At 73.5% G+C, this 17,834-nt stretch carries 13 protein-coding genes and 1 tRNA gene; 2 read left to right on the top strand and 12 right to left on the bottom strand.

Translation table 11 applies throughout. From position 1 onward, the window contains the following. Positions 1-8: 8 nt before the first annotated feature. The 10 genes from ACIPSJ_RS30635 to ACIPSJ_RS30590 all read right to left on the bottom strand — a co-directional run bounded on the left by ACIPSJ_RS30635 (position 9) and on the right by ACIPSJ_RS30590 (position 10,959). Positions 9-2,129: a phage tail protein gene (locus ACIPSJ_RS30635; protein WP_401350872.1), complete on the bottom strand. Its 2,121-nt coding sequence runs from the start codon at positions 2,127-2,129 to the stop codon at positions 9-11. Further along, positions 2,126-4,573 (bottom strand): putative baseplate assembly protein, encoded by a 2,448-nt coding sequence (locus ACIPSJ_RS30630; RefSeq protein ID WP_401350870.1) that lies wholly within the window; start codon positions 4,571-4,573, stop codon positions 2,126-2,128. Before ACIPSJ_RS30630 ends, ACIPSJ_RS30635 begins: the two co-directional genes overlap by 4 nt. Further along, entirely contained in the window at positions 4,570-7,059 is a 2,490-nt protein-coding gene (locus ACIPSJ_RS30625) for a putative baseplate assembly protein (protein ID WP_401350868.1), read from the bottom strand. The genes ACIPSJ_RS30630 and ACIPSJ_RS30625 overlap by 4 nt, the downstream gene beginning before the upstream one ends. Before the next feature lies 1 nt (position 7,060). After that, on the bottom strand, positions 7,061-7,417 hold the full coding sequence (locus ACIPSJ_RS30620) for a GPW/gp25 family protein (protein WP_401350867.1): 357 nt from the start codon (positions 7,415-7,417) through the stop codon (positions 7,061-7,063). 3 nt (positions 7,418-7,420) lie between these two features. Next, positions 7,421-7,735: a hypothetical protein gene (locus tag ACIPSJ_RS30615; RefSeq protein ID WP_401350866.1), complete on the bottom strand. Its 315-nt coding sequence runs from the start codon at positions 7,733-7,735 to the stop codon at positions 7,421-7,423. Further along, the gene (locus ACIPSJ_RS30610; RefSeq protein ID WP_401350864.1) at positions 7,735-8,232 is read right to left on the bottom strand and encodes a phage baseplate assembly protein V; all 498 of its coding nucleotides are present in this window, start codon (positions 8,230-8,232) and stop codon (positions 7,735-7,737) included. The genes ACIPSJ_RS30615 and ACIPSJ_RS30610 overlap by 1 nt, the downstream gene beginning before the upstream one ends. 78 nt (positions 8,233-8,310) lie before the next feature. After that, positions 8,311-9,468, bottom strand: coding sequence for a hypothetical protein (locus tag ACIPSJ_RS30605; protein ID WP_401350863.1), 1,158 nt, complete (start codon positions 9,466-9,468; stop codon positions 8,311-8,313). 37 nt (positions 9,469-9,505) lie between these two features. Further along, a complete protein-coding gene (locus ACIPSJ_RS30600) occupies positions 9,506-9,814 on the bottom strand; it encodes a hypothetical protein (protein ID WP_401350862.1) in 309 nt (102 codons plus the stop codon). Continuing rightward, a complete protein-coding gene (locus tag ACIPSJ_RS30595) occupies positions 9,811-10,515 on the bottom strand; it encodes a hypothetical protein (protein ID WP_401350860.1) in 705 nt (234 codons plus the stop codon). The genes ACIPSJ_RS30600 and ACIPSJ_RS30595 overlap by 4 nt, the downstream gene beginning before the upstream one ends. Positions 10,516-10,876: 361 nt before the next feature. Beyond that, positions 10,877-10,959, bottom strand: a tRNA-Leu gene (locus ACIPSJ_RS30590). Between the two features lie 410 nt (positions 10,960-11,369). Between ACIPSJ_RS30590 and ACIPSJ_RS30585 the strand changes: the two genes are divergently transcribed. Both ACIPSJ_RS30585 and ACIPSJ_RS30580 read left to right on the top strand, forming a co-directional pair. Next, positions 11,370-12,143 carry an ABC transporter ATP-binding protein gene (locus ACIPSJ_RS30585; RefSeq protein ID WP_355716271.1) on the top strand — a complete coding sequence of 258 codons (774 nt, stop codon included), beginning with the start codon at positions 11,370-11,372 and terminating at the stop codon, positions 12,141-12,143. Beyond that, positions 12,143-14,671 (top strand): ABC transporter permease, encoded by a 2,529-nt coding sequence (locus ACIPSJ_RS30580; RefSeq protein ID WP_401350858.1) that lies wholly within the window; start codon positions 12,143-12,145, stop codon positions 14,669-14,671. The genes ACIPSJ_RS30585 and ACIPSJ_RS30580 overlap by 1 nt, the downstream gene beginning before the upstream one ends. Before the next feature lie 70 nt (positions 14,672-14,741). On the opposite strand, the gene ACIPSJ_RS30575 is transcribed toward ACIPSJ_RS30580, so the two are convergent. Next, positions 14,742-16,028, bottom strand: a complete 1,287-nt coding sequence (locus ACIPSJ_RS30575; protein ID WP_401350856.1) for a class I SAM-dependent methyltransferase — start codon at positions 16,026-16,028, stop codon at positions 14,742-14,744. Positions 16,029-16,265: 237 nt separating this feature from the next. Next, positions 16,266-17,645: an NAD(P)/FAD-dependent oxidoreductase gene (locus tag ACIPSJ_RS30570; protein ID WP_359212913.1), complete on the bottom strand. Its 1,380-nt coding sequence runs from the start codon at positions 17,643-17,645 to the stop codon at positions 16,266-16,268. Between the last annotated feature and the right edge of the window lie 189 nt (positions 17,646-17,834).

Raw genomic sequence — 17,834 nt, 5'->3', positions numbered from 1 at the left:
CAGTGCGCTCAGTCCGCAAGGAAGACACCCGCCTCCAGGCCGAACCGCAGGTGGTCGTCGAGGCGGCCGGCCAGGTCGGCCAGCCGCCCGGGTTGCCGCAGGAAGCGGTACGCGCCCATCTCCTCGCCGTTCTCCGCGCCTTCGGCGATCTCCGCGGGGCAGCGCGCGGCGAGCCGCCCGAAGCCGGGCGCGGCCGGGTCGAGGGCGTCGAAGGCCGGGGCGACGCGGCCGGCCGCCGTGTCGTCGGCGGGCTGGCAGCGGTAGCGGCGCGGGACGCGGGAGTCCGGTGGCGCGTAGCTGAACCGCAGGTAGCCCTGCTGGCGCCAGACGACCTCGGCGCGGTCGCGCAGGATGCTGTCGCTGACCGTCAGGCTGCGGGCGGTGGTGCGGCCCAGCACGGTGCTCGCCTCGATCCCGGTGTCCGCCGACTGCGCGTCGAGGGCGAGCCCGTCGGCGCGGGGACCGAGGATGCTGTCGGCCAGATCCAGTGTGGGGACGTCGCTCAGCCGGACTCCGGCGCAGACGGTGCGCCGCAGCCGTACGGCCAGTCGCGGATTGGCGTCGGCCGAGATCAGGCCGCCGTCGGGGAGGGCGGCGGCGCGGTCGCCGGCCAGGGTGCAGCCGGAGACGACGAGGCTGTCGAGGTTCCCGGGCGCGACGGTGATCCGGCCTTCGACCGACAGGCCGTCCAGGACCAGTTGGGAGGGCTGCGCCACCTGGCCGCCGGGGGCGGCCGCCTCGATGGTGCCGGTCAGGTGCGGCCGCAGGCCGAAGGCGCCCAGGGCGGCGGGATACCCGCCGGCGGCCAGGACGATCAGCCGGTTGCCCGGCGGGATCAGGATGCGCCGGGGACCGGTGAGGTCCTCGTCGTAGGTGGCGCTGTCCTGGACGGCGATGACGCCGACCTGTCCGGGGCGCGGGTCGGGGCGCTCGTTCCAGGCGGTGACGGCGGCGCCGAGGGTGGTGACGGTGGGCACGGACGAGGGCGCGGACGGGTCTCCGGAGCCGGCGGGGTCGCGGCTTACGGCGATCTGCCAGTCGGGCGCGTCGGGCCAGGGGGTGCCGGCGGCGGCGAGCGCGGTCATCAGGGTGGCCCGGCGGTCGTACGGGCCGGCGCCGAGGTCGCCCGGGGAGCCGTAGGAGTAGGCGACGCGCACCCGCTCCGGCGCGATGCCGGGCGGCAGGGTGAGCCGGCCGAGTGCCGGGTCGACGGCGACCTGCGGGGCGGCGCCGTCGGACGGTGCGGGCGGGCGGTCCCAGTCGGTGAGGTCGGCGCAGATCAGCCGGGCGGGCTCGACCGGGCCGTCGGGCAGCGTCACCGTCAGCAGCGGGTCGGGGCCGTCGAGCAGCCCGGACGGGGATCCGGTGCGGAGCGCCGTCAGTTCCTGATGGAGCCTCAGGCGGCGTAGCGGGGCCGGGACTTCCGTCTCTTCCGTGGGGGGCGTGGCCGAACGGGGCCGGCTGAACAGCGGCAGGTCGCGCCCGGCCGGGTCGAACGTCCAGCGGCCGGCCGCCGCGTCCACCGCCCGGGCGTCCACGCCGGTGCAGGGATGGGCGGTGAGCCGCCACAGGTGCAGGCCGACCACGCCGATGTTGTGCCGGCCGCGCCGGCGGTCGGCGTGGCGGACGTCCACGGTGTGGGAGTTCCGGTCGAAGGGGGTGCCGACGAGGGCCAGCCGGGCGGTGTCCCGCAGGTCGGGGGTGCGGACGTCGCCGGGGCGCGGATGGTTGACGTTCTGGGTGGTGCCCAGCAGTGGGAAGTACTCCACGACCCGGACCGGCCAGCCGGTGATGTCCCGGGCGGCCTCCTCCAGCGCGCCGGGGGTGCCCTTGCGCCGCCGGTTGGCGAGGGTGTGGGCGACCAGGGCGCGGCGCGGGACCGTGCCGCCGGGGCCGCCGGTGAGGTCTCCGGGCCCCAGCAGGTCGGCGAGGTAGGGCAGCACCCATGCGGCACAGGTCTCGACGAACCAGTTGTCGTAGAGCCCGTCGATGTCCTCGCGCAGGCGCAGAAGTTCCTCCTCGACCACCTCCAGCAGGGACCGCAGGGGGTGGCCGAGTTCGGCGTCGCGGCTGCGGTGGACCTCGGGCAGCAGCCGGTAGACGGGACGGTCGGGTTCGGCGGGGGTCACGGCACCAGCTCCGTCACGGTGATCCGGCCGGGGTCGGCCAGCAGCAGTTCGGCGGGGAGCACCCCGGTACGGCCGAGGCGGGCGGGGTGCGCGACGAGCACCTCGGCGACGGTGTCGCCGTCGGGGGCGTCGCCGAGGTGCAGCGCGCGTACGGTGGCGGCCAGCACGCCGGGCACCTGCTGGACCAGGGTGAGCACGCCGGAGGCGGGCACGGGCCGGGCGAAGTCGCCCCGGTCGAAGGAGTAGGCCGTGCGCAGCGCCTCCCGCACGGCGTCGGCGACCTGTTCCCGTTCCCGGTCGGGGGCGGCCAGGACAGCGACGGTGACGGCGAAGGACAGCGGCCGGTAGGTGTCCAGGCCGAGCCGGCCGGGGGGCCGTCCGGCCGCGTCCAGCGCGGCGCGCAGGGCAGCAAGGGTGTCCGCGGGCACGTCCGCCCCGCCGGGGCCGGCCACGGTGAGGTGCACGAAGGGGTGGCGCGCGCCCGGCAGGGCCGTGGCCGTGGCCTTGGCGATACCGGCGAAGGCGCGGGCGAAGTCCTGGTGGTCGTCGAGGGAGACGACCCGGTCGAAGGTGCGCACCGACAGGGGTGCGGCGGTCCTGCCGTCCTCCGGCCCTTCGGGGGCGGTGCCGCCGGTGGCGGGCACGGGGTTGGTCACGTCCCGGATGCCCAGTGGCCGGACCGAGAGCAGGGAGAGCGCCCCGGCGGCCACGTTGCCCGCCGGACCGGTGCCGCTGCGGTAGTCGGCCCGGACGTTGTCCTGCCCGGACGGCAGGCGGGCACCGCGCTCGCCGTCGCCGAACAGCACGCCGACGGAACCGTCGTCGCCGATCCTGACCACGTACCCGCGGTCGTGTGGGCCCAGCTCGTACAGCGAGGCGGCCTCGGTCCACTCGACGTCGTCGACCCGGACGCTCAGCGAGTCGCGCACCCCGCCGGGCACCGCCGCGGTGGTGTGGGTGAGGTCCCCGCGCAGCAGGGTGAAGCTCTGGTTGGCGGTCGCGCCGTCGCCGCTGCCGAGGACCTCGTCGGTGACGCTCTCCCCGGCGGTGGCGGCGACGACGTTGCCGAGCACCCGTACCGAGGCCGGATCGAGCGGCAGTGCCGGCGGCTCGGCGAGGGTGAGCCGGGTGCCGTCGGCGGTGGCGGCGCTGTCGGCGACGGTCACGGGCCGGGTGGTGGAGCGGCCGTCCGGGGTGCTGCCGGTCACCACCACGGTGCTGCCGGGGGTCAGCTCCACTGGCCGGTCCAGCAGCAGGTCGGTGCCGGTCACCGGTTCGGTGACCGGTTCCTCGGCCGGCTGGAGGCGCTCGCTTCGGGCGTACACCGTCGTGGTGCGGCGGTCGAAGGGGGCGATCGGACCGGAGCCGCGCAGCAGCAGCCGGGTGGTGGTGGCGGTCAGGCCGAAGTCGGCGACGGCGGACAGGTCCGCCGTCACCACCTCGTACAGCTCCGTCAGGCCCGGGGCGCGCAGCACCAGCCAGGAGCCGGGCAGCACCTCGGGGTAGGGCGCGTCGAGGTCGAGGACCGGCTCGCCGCCGTCGGCGGGGTCGGCGAGCGCGAACCCCGGCCACTGGGCGGGCAGTGGGGTCGTGTCACCGCCGTCCCCGGTGCCGGAGGGCATGTAGTTGCGCCGGACGGTGTCGGGCATGATCCGCCAGTCCGGGGCGTTGTGGCCGAAGACCGCCGCCCGCTGCCGGAACGCGTGCACCTCCACCGGTGCGGGAACGGACTCGCCGGCGGCCGGGTCGGTCAGGTCCAGCGGCTCGTCCCAGCGGACCACGGTGGTCGCCGGGTTTCCGGAGGCGTCGGCGGGGTGTGGCTCGACCTCGGTCAGCACCCGCAGTTGCCAGGGCCGCCGGCCGTCGGAGCGGCGGACGAGCAGCGGGTCGCCGGGGCGCAGGCCGGTGGTGACCCCGGCGAGCAGCACCTGGGTGGCGCCGGTGGTGACCAGCTGCGTGCGGCTCAGGCGCAGCCGCATCGCGTTGCGCTCGGCGCGGGCGGTCAGCTCCTCGGCCGTCTCGAAGGTCTGCGGCAGTTCGCCCTGGCCGGGGATGCTCTGTACCCGGGTGCCGGCCGGGACGACGGCCTGGGCGGCGGGATCGACGGCGTCCTCGACGGTGAAGGACAGCCAGGTGGCGGCCGCGACGCCGGGAGCGAGTTCATAGCCGATCGTCCGGGCGAGTTCGAGCACCGACCGGCGCTCGGTGGCGGTGCGCAGAAAGCCCTCGCTCGCGATCCGCTCCTGGTAGAAGGTGACGATGTCGGCCACCGTGGCCCAGGCGTCGAGCAGGGCGGCCGCGGGGTCGTCCGCGTCCGGCGCGGTCAGGGCGGGCAGCCGCAGGCGCAGGGCGGTCAGGGCGCGGTCCAGCACCTCGGCGTGGGTGCCGGCGCGGTAGGACAGGCCGGTGCGGCCGGCGGGCGCCGCGGTGTCGTCGGGGCTCACGCGCCGCCCTCCGTCAGGAAGTCGATCCGTCCGTGCTCCGGCCGAGTGGGGTCGTTCAGGCAGCGGGCGACCTCATGGCGGCCCATGGCGATCAGCCCGGCCGCCCGCTCGCCCGCGGCCGGCCGTCCCCAGCGCTGGAAGCGGTTGGGGCCGGGCGGGGTGTCGTCGGTGTCGATCCAGAGCACGCCGGGGACGCCCGAGGCGGCCGCGACCACGTGACTGAGATAGACCGGTTGCCCGAAGGCGAGGCGCGCGGGGTGGAAGAAGCCGGGGGTGCCGTCGGTCCGCAGCCCGGCGGTGAACACCTCCAGCAGGTCCTGTCGCACGTCGCTGCCCGGATGTCCGGGCGCCACGTGCACCGTCAGGACGATGTCCAGCGCCACCGGCACGACCGCGGTCACCCGTACGTCCCCGCCGGCCATCCGGTAGTCCTCCAGGTGCGCGGCGGCCCGGGCCCGGAACGCACGGTCCGCCGGCAGGCTGTCGGCGCGCTCCACGGTGACCGTCTCGGTGTGCCACGAGCCGGTCCAGCGACGGTCGGCGACGGCCTGCCGCACCTCTGGCAGACGGCCCGTCACCTCGGCGTAGTCGGCGTCGGTGACGGCCCGCTGCCGGACCCGGAAGGCCTCCGGCGCCCATTGCCTGACCTGCTCGACCGGTTCCGGGTCGGTGCCGCCCGCGGCCGGCAGCGGATTGCCGACGCGGACACCGGTGACCGGTACGGACAGCCGGGTGAGGGTGTCGCGACCGACGTTGCCCGCCGTGCCGCCGCCGGTCCGGTAGGCGGCGGTGAAGGCCGTCCCCGGGACGGGGGCACGGCCGCCGTCCCCGTCGCCGAAGCGCAGGAAGGCCCGTCCGTCGTCCTCGGTCTCCACGACGCACTGCGCGGCGTACGGGCTCGCGTCCAGCAGGTCGCGCACCGCGGTCCAGGGTCCCGTCCCGTCGTGCAGCGCGGCCAGCGCGGGGAGCGCCAGCGCGGGGTCGACGGCGAGAGCCTCGGCGGCCGGCCCGCCGAGCGCCTGCCGGTGGTCGTAGGGCACGGCGTGGGCGAGGCCAGGGCGGGCGAGCCGGGGCCGGTAGCGGCCGCGCACGGGGACCTCGGCCGGGACCAGCGGCTCGGGGCCGACCAGGGCGCCGTGCTCGGCCAGCACCACGTTGGCCCGGGCCACCGTGGCCCCCACGGTGCCGGAGTCGCCGTCCGGGAAGCGCCACAGCCGCAGCGGGAACGGCGGCGCGTCCTGCCGGAACCAGCTCACCCGCACCAGCTCGGTGCCGGTCAGCGGGTCGGTGTCCGCGACCGGGTCCGCGTCCAGCCGTACCGCCTGGCGCCGCGCCGGGTCCGCCGTCCCGGCGCCTCCGTCGTCGCCGAGCACCTCCTGGAGGACCAGCACGTCGCCTGCCGTCAGGCCGAGCCCGGCAGGGGTGCCGACCAGGGTCGCCCCGGTGGCGCCGGCCGGCAGCCAGGCGCGGTCCTCGCCCCAGGCGTACAGGTCGACGGCGTTGCGGGCGGTGCGGGCGGTCAGCGGGTGCAGGGTGTGGAAGACGGCATCGGTGCCGCCGTCCGCCGCGCCGGTCTCCGTGCCGGCCGGGAACGCGGTGCCGTCCGCGCCCGGGTCGGCGTCCAGGGCGAGCCAGACCCGGGCGGCGGCCCCGTCGTGCATCGGGTAGTCCAGCAGCCGGGCGTGGCGGCGCACCGACACCCGGCGGCGTGCGGTGCCGAGGTAGGCCTCGGTGGCCACCGCGTCCTGGGCGTAGGCGAGCTGGTCGCCGAGGTAGGCGAGGATCTCCATGACCGTGATGCCGAGGTCGGCCGGGCTGCGGTCGCTCCAGCCGGGCAGCCGCAGTGACAGCCGGTCCAGCAGGAGCCGGCGCAGCCCGGCGTAGTCGCGGCTGAGGTAGTCGGCGGCCGGCACGGGCGCGGGCACCGCCGGGACGGTGCGCGGCGGGCGCGGGTCGAAGTCGGCCGGGCAGTCCACCTTGAAGGTGAACGGCACCCGGGAGAGCCGCGGGTCGAAGCCGTACCGCTGCGGGTCGGCGAGCACCAGGGCGTACGGGGAGAAGTCGCCGGAGGAGCCGGTGCGCACCACCAGCAGCCGGTCGGGGTCGGGCAGTGTCGCGAAGGCCGCCACGTCGCCGGCGGTGACCCGGTCGGGGTGGGCGAGCCCGTCGTCACCGGCGGCCCGGGCGGCGGCGAGGCCGCTCGCGGGCAGCGCCCACACCACCGGCACCGGGTTGAGCGTCCGGTCCCCGCGAACGCCGCCCACCACCGTGAGCGAGCCGGCGTCGAGACCGGCCGGCACCGGGCGCAGGCAGCGCACCAGCAGGGTCCGCTGGGGCGGCACCTGCGGCGGATGCCCGTCGTCCACCTCCAGGCCCTCGAACGCGTTGAGCCTGCCGTCCGCGCGAACCGCCGCGAGCCGCGGCAGCGTCGCCTCGCCGGACCCGCCGGGGGCGCCGTACACCGGGGTGGCCATGTCGGACGCCATGTCAGACCGCCCGGCTGACGACGGCGGTGACGGGCGCGGGCGCGCTGCGGGTGCGGTACTGCACGGTGACGCGGACGGTGGCGTCGTCGGCGACGACGTCGACGGTCTGCACCTGGATCTCGGCTCCCAGCCACTGCTGCAGCGCCGCCTGCACCAGCGCCCGGGTGGCCGTGGCCAGTTCCCCGGAGGCGGGTTGGAACAGCAGCTGGCGCAGGCCGCTGCCGAAGTCCGGCCGGTTGACGCGTTCGCCGGGCGCGGTGAACAGCACCTGCTCGATCAGCCCGCGGACGTACTCCTCGTCGTCGGGGCTCACGGTGCGGCCGCGGTGGTCGACGCGGAAGGGGAAGCCGATGTGCACGGGTCAGACCCCCTGTACGCGGATCTGGACGACCGCCACGGTCAGCGGGGTGCCGGTGGGCACGCACGCCGACTGACTGCGGGACAGCAGCACCGGCAGGCGGCCGGCCTGCACCCGGGTCGCGCCGGTCCACTCCGCGCCGAGGCACGGCACGGCGTCCGGATCCTCGGACAGCGTGCAGCGGTCGACGGTGTACGGCGCGGCGACGGCCACCGGGAACCCGTTGACCTTGACGCGGGCATCGGTCCGGGTCGGCTTCGCGTCGCCGGCGTGCGCGCAGGTCACGATGGCATCGTCGTGCAGCAGGTAGCCGGGCATCAGCTGACCTCCAGGGCACCGTCGTTGATCGAGACCTTGTCCAGGGTGAGCTTCACGCTGCCGCTGCCGTTGGTCAGCGCGATGGCGTCGGCGGTCAGGGCCAGCCGCAGCTCCGTGGAGACCAGCGGCGGGGAGACCACGACGGTCAGCCCGCCGGAACCGGACACGTCGTCCACGGTCACGGTCACCCCGTCGGTGCGGAACACCTTCTTCTGCGCGACCGCCGGTGTGACGGGCAGCTGGCCCGTGCTCCAGAAGCAGCCCGCCCAGATCGGGTAGTGCGGATCGCCGCCCTCGAACTCCACCCACACGTCGGCGCCCACCGGCGGCAGCGCGAACAGCCCGACCCCGGGCCCGGCGTAGGGCACGCAGGGCATCGCCCAGACCGGGTTGCCGTCCCCCAGGACGGCCGGGCAGCCGACCTGCACCCGGCCGAGCTGCCTGGGGTCGGCGTTGTCGGTCACCTTCCCCCGGTACTTGCCGTAGAAGGGGTTCATCGCGCACCTTTCCGCGTTCGGCCGGCGGTCCTGCCGCCGTGGGTCCTGTCCCGCTTCCGGGTCGTCGCGGTCACCGCCTCACCGCCCCGCCCCGGATGTCGGTGGCAGCAGCGGCACGGTGCTCCCGGTGCCCTCGCGGGACAGCGTGAACTGCTGGGTGTACCGGCCGCGGGCGATGGCGTGGGTGACCTGCCGCACGTAGTACAGCCCGTCGTGCTCCCACCCCGCCCCGCGTACGCCCACCAGGCCGCCAGCGGTGAGCAGCGCCCCGTAGCGCGCGGTGTCCAGCGTCCCGGTGGCCACCAGCGCGTCGTTGGACGCCTCGGCCGTGCCCTGGGCACGGGCGGCCGCCTGCACCGCGCTCGGTCCGCTCTCGCGGAAGGCGACCGTGCGCACGTGGGACCGGTTCACCGCCCAGTCGGGCTCGGTCGCCAGCGGCGGCCGCACACTGCCGGCCCCGCGCACCGGCAGCACGGTGTCGCTGAGCGGGTCGAGAACGGATCCGGAGACCTGGACCGGGGCCAGCGCGTCGCTCCGGAAGGTGACCTGCCGCACGTTGGCGGCCGGACCGGCGGCGACCGACAGGGCGGGGGCCGGCGGTCCGACGCGCTGGGGAGGCCCCCAGTAGGCGGTGTTGACCAGCGGCGCCGGACCCGGGGTGACGTGGAAGACGTAGCCGAACCGCCGGGCCATCGCGGTCAGGTACGCCAGGTCGGTGCCCTGCTGTACCGGGATCCGGTCGATCGGCAGCGGCGGGTCGACCACCGGCGGCGGGATCACCCGCGGCACCAGTCCGTACCGGGCGTAGCCGAGGATGAGCCGGGCCGCGATGGCCGCCTCGTCCTGGGCGGGGTAGGCGGCCGACTTCTCCTCCAGGTCCATCATCACGCTGACGTCCTCGCCGGTGACCGTGAGCCGGGTCGAGCCCGGGACGCTGCCCGGCGTCAGCTCGCGGTGAGTCACCACTCCGTCCATCAGGACCACCGGCCGGCCGTCCGTCGTGACGATCAGGACCACGCGGTGGAACGCCTGGAGCCAGCCGCCGCTCAGCTGCGGGAAGTCGGTCAGTCCGGTAGCGCGGTCCCGTCCGGCGCCCAGCACCAGCTGGAAGCCGGACCGCGCGTCGGCGGAGGACGTCACCTGGACCTCCTCGATGCACCGCACCAGCTGCGCGGGAGCGGGAACGGGCACCGACGGCCCGAGAAGCACGGTCAGCGTCGTCCTGCCCGACAGCATGCCCGGCCCTCCCCTCGTGCGGGCCGCCGTCCGCGGATCACGGCTGCGGGAAGGGGACGCGGACGGTCCCGCCGATCCGGTCGTCGGCGGTGAGTTCGTCCGGGTGGATGACGAGGGCGGCGTCGCACACCCGCCAGAACAGCGTGGGATCGCCGAGGTACGCGGCCGCCACCAGGTCCGGCCGGTCACCGCGGGCCACCGTGTGCAGCGCGAGCGTCTGCGGGCCGCCGGGCGGCGGCAGGAACCTGCGGCGCAGACAGCGCACCTCGCGGGTGCCGCCGGAGGGGTCGGGAACCCGGGCCGTCGCGATCTCGGTGGTGGCGTAGCGGCTCGTGGGATCGATCACCGTGCCGCTCCCGCGGTGCTGCCGCCGGTCGCCGCTGCCCCGGCCGCCGAGGCTCCCAGCCGCAGGGGCACCGAGACGCTGCCGAGCACGGCCAGCGCCTCCTTCGCGACCTGATGGACGAGAAACAGGTGATAGCCCGGGTCGGTGACCGGCAGATCGTTGTAGGACAGCACCCGCAGCTCCAGATCCACCCGGGCGCGCAGCGGGGTCAGATCGGCGTCGTAGGCCTGCTCCACGATGGAGAAGTCGCTCAGCCGCACCGGCAGCACCCGGCCGGGCCCCCAGACGAACAGCGTCAGCGGCGCCCGCGGCGGCACCACCTCGATCGTTCCCAGCAGTTCGAGCGCGTTGTTCGCGAGGACGGTCGCGCTCTTCGGGTACAGCATCGTCTCCAGAGCCGAGAGCTGCGGATACACCCCCAGCAGCGCGGCCGCCGGATCCTCCGCGGCCGCCCGGTCGTTGGCGTCCAGTTCCACGGCGAGCGAGATCGTCTCGATCGGCGCGCCCTCCAGCCGCAGCGCCTCGTCGCGGGCCCCGCCGTACGGGTCGCCGTCCGCCCCGGCGGCCGATCGCGCCCGCAACCGGCGGGTCATCTCCTCCGGGTTGTACTGGAACACCACCGTGGAGGCCACGGGGTTGCTCTCGTCCACCGCGACCAGCGCGCCCCGCAGGGCTCGCGGGGCATCCGTCACCCCCGTCATCGGCACCCACCGCACTTCCCACCCCGGATACGCATGCGGCGATGGTGACCTGGCCCCGTCACGCCGACGTCACAGTGCCGTCACGGCCCTCGTCGCCCGGCCTGGCAGCGGTGCCGGGTTCACCGGAGCCGTACGGGATCAACGTGGTTCTTCAGGACCCCGCACGACAGCGGAGCGAGCGCGAGCGGACCCTCGCACCGCGGGAGGAGCACCGCTCCCGTCGAGTGCGGTTCGTCCGGAGCCACTCGGCCGTGGCGGATCCGCGGACAGAGAAGGGGTGCGCCACCGGTGCGCCGGCGACCCGCACGGGGGACAATGCCGACCGGCCTCATCGGCAGTTGAACCGCAGTGGCAGCGTAAGTGCCCGGAACCGGACTTGAACCGGTACGCCCGCGAGGGGCAGCGAGGTTTAAGCTCGCCGTGTCTGCATTCCACCATCCGGGCAGGCCATGGGCTCCGCTACGAGGCTCCGACCCTATCGGGAGGCGTCCCCCGAACAGCGGACGGACGACCCGATGTTGTCTTATTTTATTGACGTCTGAGGGAGCATCAGCACCCGGAACGAGCCATCCGCACTTGCCAATAGCGTTACGCGCGGTGGGTGTGTGCGTACGTGGAATGACGGAATTTCACCGTCCGAACAAGGGGGCTCCACCTGTTCTCGACGACTGGGAGCGGCCCGCTCCGCATCCGGGTCTCGGGGTCGCCGTCATCCCCAGGTATGACGCGGCACCCCCGCGGTCCGTCCTCGGTCGCCCCCCGGAACCGGAACAGCGGCTGACTACACGGGCCGCGACGGCCGAGACGATGGTGCGGTCGCCATGAACACCACCGTCCCGACAGGAGCGCCCTCCGTGTCCACCACACCCATCGCCGACCGGCGGACCACCTCCGTGGCCGCTCGCGCCACGGACCTCTCCAAGATCTACGGCCAGGGCGAGACCCAGGTGGTCGCCCTGGACCGGGTCACCGTCGAGTTCCGGCAGGCCGAGTTCACCGCGATCATGGGGCCGTCCGGCTCCGGCAAGTCCACGCTGATGCACTGCGTGGCCGGCCTCGACACCTTCTCCTCCGGTTCGGTCCGGATCGGTGACACCGAGCTGGGCTCCCTGAAGGACCGGCAGCTGACCAAGCTGCGCCGGGACAAGATCGGGTTCATCTTCCAGGCGTTCAACCTGCTGCCGACGCTGACCGCCCTGGAGAACATCACGCTGCCCATGGACATCGCCGGGCGGAAGCCGGACCAGGCGTGGCTGGACAGCGTGATCCAGATGGTCGGTCTCAAGGACCGGCTCCGCCACCGCCCCGCGCAGCTCTCCGGCGGCCAGCAGCAGCGCGTCGCCGTGGCCCGCGCCCTCGCCTCCCGGCCGGAGATCATCTTCGGTGACGAGCCGACCGGAAACCTCGACTCCCGCTCCGGCGCCGAGGTCCTCGGCTTCCTGCGCAACTCGGTGCGGGAGCTGGGCCAGACGGTGGTCATGGTGACCCACGACCCGGTCGCCGCCGCCTACGCGGACCGCGTGGTCTTCCTCGCGGACGGCCGGATCGTGGACGAGATGTACCGGCCGACCGCCGAGACGGTCCTGGACTTCATGAAGCAGTTCGACGCGAAGGGCCGGACCAGCTGATGTTCCGCACCGCCCTGCACAACGTACTCGCGCACAAGGCCCGGCTGCTGATGACCGTGCTCGCCGTCATGCTCGGCGTCGCGTTCGTCTCCGGCACCCTGGTCTTCACCAACACCATCTCGGACGCCTACCAGAACAGCTCCGCCAAGGGCTTCGACGGCGTCGACGTGGCCGTCCAGGCCAAGTACCAGGACTCCAAGGGCGACCAGGTCGGCAAGGTCCCCGACCTCACCCAGGCCCTGCTCGACAAGGCCGCGAAGGTCCCCGGGGCGGCCTCCGTCACCGGCGTCGTCTCCGGCTTCACCGCGATCGCCGACAAGGACGGCAAGCTGATCGGCGGCGGCTGGCAGTCCGAGGGCGGCAACTACTGGGGCGCCAAGGACGCCCGCTACCCGCTGGTCAGCGGCCACGCGCCCAGCGGGAAGAACGAGGTCCTGATCGACTCCAGGACCGCCGAGCGGGCCGGCTACCAGGTCGGCGACACCGTGCGCATCTCGGTCGACGGCCCGGTCCTCAAGCCCACCGTCGCCGGCATCTTCACCACCGACGACGGCAACGTCGCGGCCGGCGGCAGCCTCGCCCTGTTCGACACGGCGACCGCGCAGCAGCTGTTCGGCAAGAAGGGCGCGTACGACGAGATCGACGTGACCGCGAAGGCGGGCACCGGCCAGGCCGCCCTCAAGTCCCAGCTGGACGCGGCCCTTCCGAAGAAGCTCGTGGAGACCACCACGGGCCAGAAGCTCGCCGACGACCAGGCGGAGCAGATCTCCAGCAGCATGAGCGGGCTGCGCCAGGGCCTGCTGGTCTTCGCCGGCATCGCCCTGTTCGTCGGCACGTTCATCATCGCCAACACCTTCACCATGCTGGTCGCCCAGCGCACCAAGGAACTCGCGCTGCTGCGGGCGGTGGGTGCCTCCCGCCGCCAGGTCACCCGCTCGGTGCTGATCGAGGCGTTCGTGGTCGGCGCGGTGGCCGGGGTGACCGGTCTGGTCGCCGGAATCGGCATCGGCGCGGGGCTGCGCTCGCTGCTGGGCTCGATCGGCGCGACCGTGCCGGACGGCCCGCTGGTCGTCACCCCCGGCACGGTCGCCGCGGCCCTCGCCGTCGGTGTCGTCATCACCATGCTGGCCGCCTGGCTGCCCGGCCGCCGTGCCGCGAAGATCCCGCCGGTCGCCGCGATGAGCGCGCTGCACTCGGCCCCGACCACCAAGTCGCTGGTGCTGCGCAACACGATCGGCGCGCTGTTCTCGGCGGCGGGCGCGACGGTGATCGTGGCGGCCACGACGATGAGCGGCTCGGACGGCCAGGCACCGATGGGCCTGGGCGCCGTCCTCCTCATCGTCGGCGTCTTCGTCCTCACCCCGCTGCTGTCCCGCCCGCTGATCGCGGCCGCCGCCCCGCTGCTGCGCGCCTTCGGTGTCTCCGGGAAGCTCGCGCGGCAGAACTCGGTGCGCAACCCGCGCCGTACCGCCGCCACCGCCTCGGCGCTGATGATCGGGCTGACCCTGATCACCGGTATGACGGTGATGGCGGGCAGCCTGCAGAAGTCCATCGACAAGATGGCGAGCTCGGCGATCCGCGCGGACTACGTCGTCTCGATGGCCAACGGCAACGCGCTCTCCCCGGACGTGGCGAAGAAGGTCGCGGCCACGGACGGGGTCACCGCCTCCAGCCCGCTGCGCAACGCGCCCTCCCGGATCGACGGCGACACCGAGTTCCTGACCGGCGTCGACGGCGCGGCGATCGGCAAGCTGACCGACCTCACGGTGGACAGCGGCTCCTTCAAGGTCGGCGGCTCGGACGTCGTCGTGGACGACGACACCGCCACGTCGCACGGCTGGAAGGCCGGTTCCACCTTCACCGTCCACTACGAGGACGGGAAGTCGCAGAGGATGACGGTCGCCGCGGTCTACCAGGGCAACCAGGTGATCAACGGGATCATGATCGACAACGCCGTCCTCACCCCGCACGTGACCGACCCCGCCGACATGCAGGTCATGGCGAAGACGGCGGACGGCGCGTCGAGCGCGACCAAGGACCGGCTGGAGAAGGCGCTCGGCTCCAACCCGGCGATCAAGGTCCAGGACAAGCAGGACCTGTCGAACTCCATCGCGCAGGCGTTCACGCTGATCCTGAACATGGTCTACGGCCTGCTCGCGATGGCGGTGATCGTCGCGGTCCTCGGCGTCATCAACACCCTGGCCATGTCGGTCTTCGAGCGTTCCCAGGAGATCGGCATGCTCCGCGCGATCGGCCTGGACCGCAAGGCGGTCAAGCGGATGGTCCGCCTGGAGTCCCTGGTCATCTCGCTCTTCGGCGGGGTGCTGGGCCTCGGCCTGGGCGTGTTCTTCGGCTGGGCGGCCGGTCAGCTGGTCGGCGCGAAGATGCCGACGTACGAACTGGTCCTGCCCTGGGCCCGGATGGCCCTCTTCCTCCTGCTGGCCGGCGCGGTCGGCGTCCTGGCCGCCCTGTGGCCGGCCCGGCGCGCGGCGAAGCTGAACATGCTGTCGGCGATCAAGTCCGAGTAGCGCCACGCGGTACCCGGTAGGTACGCGAAGGGGCCCCACACGCGCCGTGGGGCCCCTCTCGTATGCGTCGTCAGTTCCAGGTACGGGTCCGCAGCGGCAGCCCGGAGGCGCCCGACTCAGGGGTCCGGACGGCCAGCACCTGGTTGACGCCGATGCGGTTGTGCTCGAAGGCGAGGGCGGAGGCGGCCATGTACAGCCGCCAGACGCGGGCCCGCCCCGGGCTGGTCAGCCGCATGGCCCGCGCCCAGTCGCCCTCCAGGTTGAGCACCCACCGGCGCAGGGTGCGGGCGTAGTGCTCGCGGATCGACTCCACGTCCCGCACCTCGAACCCGGCCCGCTCCAGCTGGGTGACGGTGGTGCCGATCGGGGCCAGCTCGCCGTCCGGGAAGACGTAGGCGTCGATGAAGCCGTCCACGTCGTACGCCGACTCGTCGCGCTGCGGCCGCCGGGCGATCTGGTGGTTGAGCAGCCGCCCGCCGGGCTTCAGCAGCCCGTACAGGCTCCGCGCGTACTCCAGGTACCGCTCCGCGCCCACGTGCTCGGCCATCCCGATCGACGAGATCGCGTCGTACGGCCCGTCCCTGACGTCCCGGTAGTCCTGGACCCTGATCTCCACCCGGTCCGTCAGACCCTCGTCAGCGACCCGTTTACGGGCGTACGCGGCCTGTTCCTGGGAGAGGGTGACCCCGACGACGCTCACCCCGTGCTCGCGGGCCGCGTGGATCGCCATCGAGCCCCAGCCGCAGCCGACGTCGAGCAGCCGCCGACCGGGGGTCAGACCGAGCTTCGCGCAGACGAGTCCGAGCTTGTCGCGCTGGGCGGTCTCCAGGGTGCTGTCGTCCGCCCAGTAGGCGCACGAGTACACCATCGACGGGCCGAGGACGATCTCGTAGAAGTCGTTCCCGACGTCGTAGTGGTGGCTGATGGCCCGCTTGTCGCTGTGGCGGGTGTGCAGATGGCGGGGTCTGCGCATCTCCTCGCGGGGCGGGGCCGGCGGGAGGGGCGGTCCCGCGAGTCTCAGCAGCTCCCGGACGGCGGCCCGCACGGCGGGGTCGCGCAGCGCCTGCGTGAGCGTACGGCCGCCCTCGTCGCGCTCCCAGATCAGTCCCGAGATCGCTGCCAGGGCGCTGTAGAGATCGCCCTCGATGTCCAGGTCGCCGGAGACCCAGGCGCGGGCCATGCCCAGTTCACCCGGCTTGAACAACATGCGGCGCAGGGCACGGCGGTTGCGCACGACGAGTGTCGGCGCGTCCGGCGGCCCGGCCTGCGATCCGTCCCAGGCCCGCAGCCGTACCGGGAGCGGGACTCCCAGCACCTGCTCGGCAACACTCCTCAGCCGCGACGCGGCGTCGGCCATGGCGCACACCTCCAAGACATCGATCCCGGATGCCGGTTACCACGTAAACACCGTGGGGGCGGCAGCGCAGTCCCGCAAAGGAGTTACGACTGGGCAAAAAAGATGTAGCGAACATGTAGTTGTGCGGGCCCCGGGAACGCCGAAGGGCCCCCCGCACCACGGATGGCGGGAGGCCCTTCGATCGGTTCAGCTGGTACAGCTGGTTCCGCTGGTTCAGCGACCGGTTCGGCTACCGGGTCAGGAGGCCTTGGCCTTCTCCTCGGCCTTCGGCGCGGCGACCGGCGCCGGCTTGGCGGCCTCGTAGAACTCCTCGCGGGGGTTCTCCATGGCACCCAGGGACACGACCTCGCGCTTGAGGAACATGCCGAGCGTCCAGTCGGCGAAGATGCGGATCTTGCGGTTCCAGGTCGGCATGGCCAGACCGTGGTAGCCGCGGTGCATGTACCAGGCCAGACGGCCCTTGACCTTGATCTTCGTCTTGCCCAGGACGATCATCGCGACGCCCTTGTGCAGACCCAGACCGGCGACCGCGCCCTTGTTGGCGTGGCTGTACTCCTTCTGCGGGAAGCCCCGCATGCCGGAGACCACGTTGTCGCCGAGGACCTTGGCCTGACGCAGCGCGTGCTGCGCGTTCGGCGGGCACCAGGCGTTCTCCACACCGGCCTTGCGGGCGGCGACGTCCGGCACCTGGGCGTTGTCGCCCGCGGCCCAGATGTAGTCGGTGCCCTGCACCTGGAGGGTGGGGGCGGTGTCCACGTGACCGCGCGGGCCGAGCGGCAGACCGTAGCGGGCCAGCGCCGGGTTCGGCTTGACGCCGGCCGTCCAGACGATCGTGTTGGAGTCGACCTCGAGGCCGTTCTTCAGCACCACGTGGCCGTCGACGCAGGAGTCCATCGAGGTGGAGAGGTAGATCTCCACACCGCGGCTCTCCAGGTGCTCCTTGCCGTACAGGCCGAGCTTGGGGCCGACCTCGGGAAGGATCTTGTCGGCGGCGTCGACGAGCACGAAGCGCATGTCCTCGCGGGACACGTTCTTGTAGTACTTGGCCGCGTCGCGGGCCATGTCCTCGACCTCGCCGATGGTCTCCGCGCCCGCGAAGCCACCGCCGATGAAGACGAAGGTGAGCGCCTTGCGGCGGATCTCCTCGTCGGTCGTGGAGTCGGCCTTGTCCAGCTGCTCCAGGACGTGGTTGCGCAGGCCGATGGACTCCTCGATGCCCTTCATACCGATGCCCTGCTCGGCGAGGCCGGGGATCGGGAAGGTGCGGGAGACCGCGCCGAGCGCGATCACCAGGTAGTCGAAGGGCAGCTCGTACGCCTCGCCGACCAGCGGGGCGATCGAGGCGACCTTGCGGTCCTGGTCGATGGTGGTGACCCGGCCGGTGAGGACCTCCGCCTTCGGCAGCACGCGTCGCAGCGGGACGACGACGTGCCGAGGGGAGATGCTGCCGGCGGCGGCTTCGGGGAGGAAGGGCTGGTAGGTCATGTACGACCGGGGGTCGACGACCGTGACGGTCGCCTCGCCGTAGCGCATCTTCTTGAGAATGCGCCGAGCTGCGTACAGGCCTACGTACCCACCGCCTACTACGAGGATCCTGGGACGCTCCGTGGTGCTCATGGCATCGAGTATCCACCCGCCCCGAGGGGGGCGCTCGTGCGCCCCTTCACAAGCTTCCACAGGGGTCGTGCTACACTCCGCCGCCCACGTGACACAGGTCATGGTCAACAGCGGGAACCCACTTCCGATACGACCCGTTGTCAATGCCGCGTGAGCTGCCGCTCCAGGCTTCCGGGGGCACCGCGAGAG

This window comes from Streptomyces sp. NPDC090088 (assembly GCF_044747345.1).
In the GTDB taxonomy this organism is placed as follows: domain Bacteria; phylum Actinomycetota; class Actinomycetes; order Streptomycetales; family Streptomycetaceae; genus Streptomyces.
Note: the sequence above shows the minus strand (reverse complement) of the source record. Positions and strands in the feature narration are given on the sequence as shown.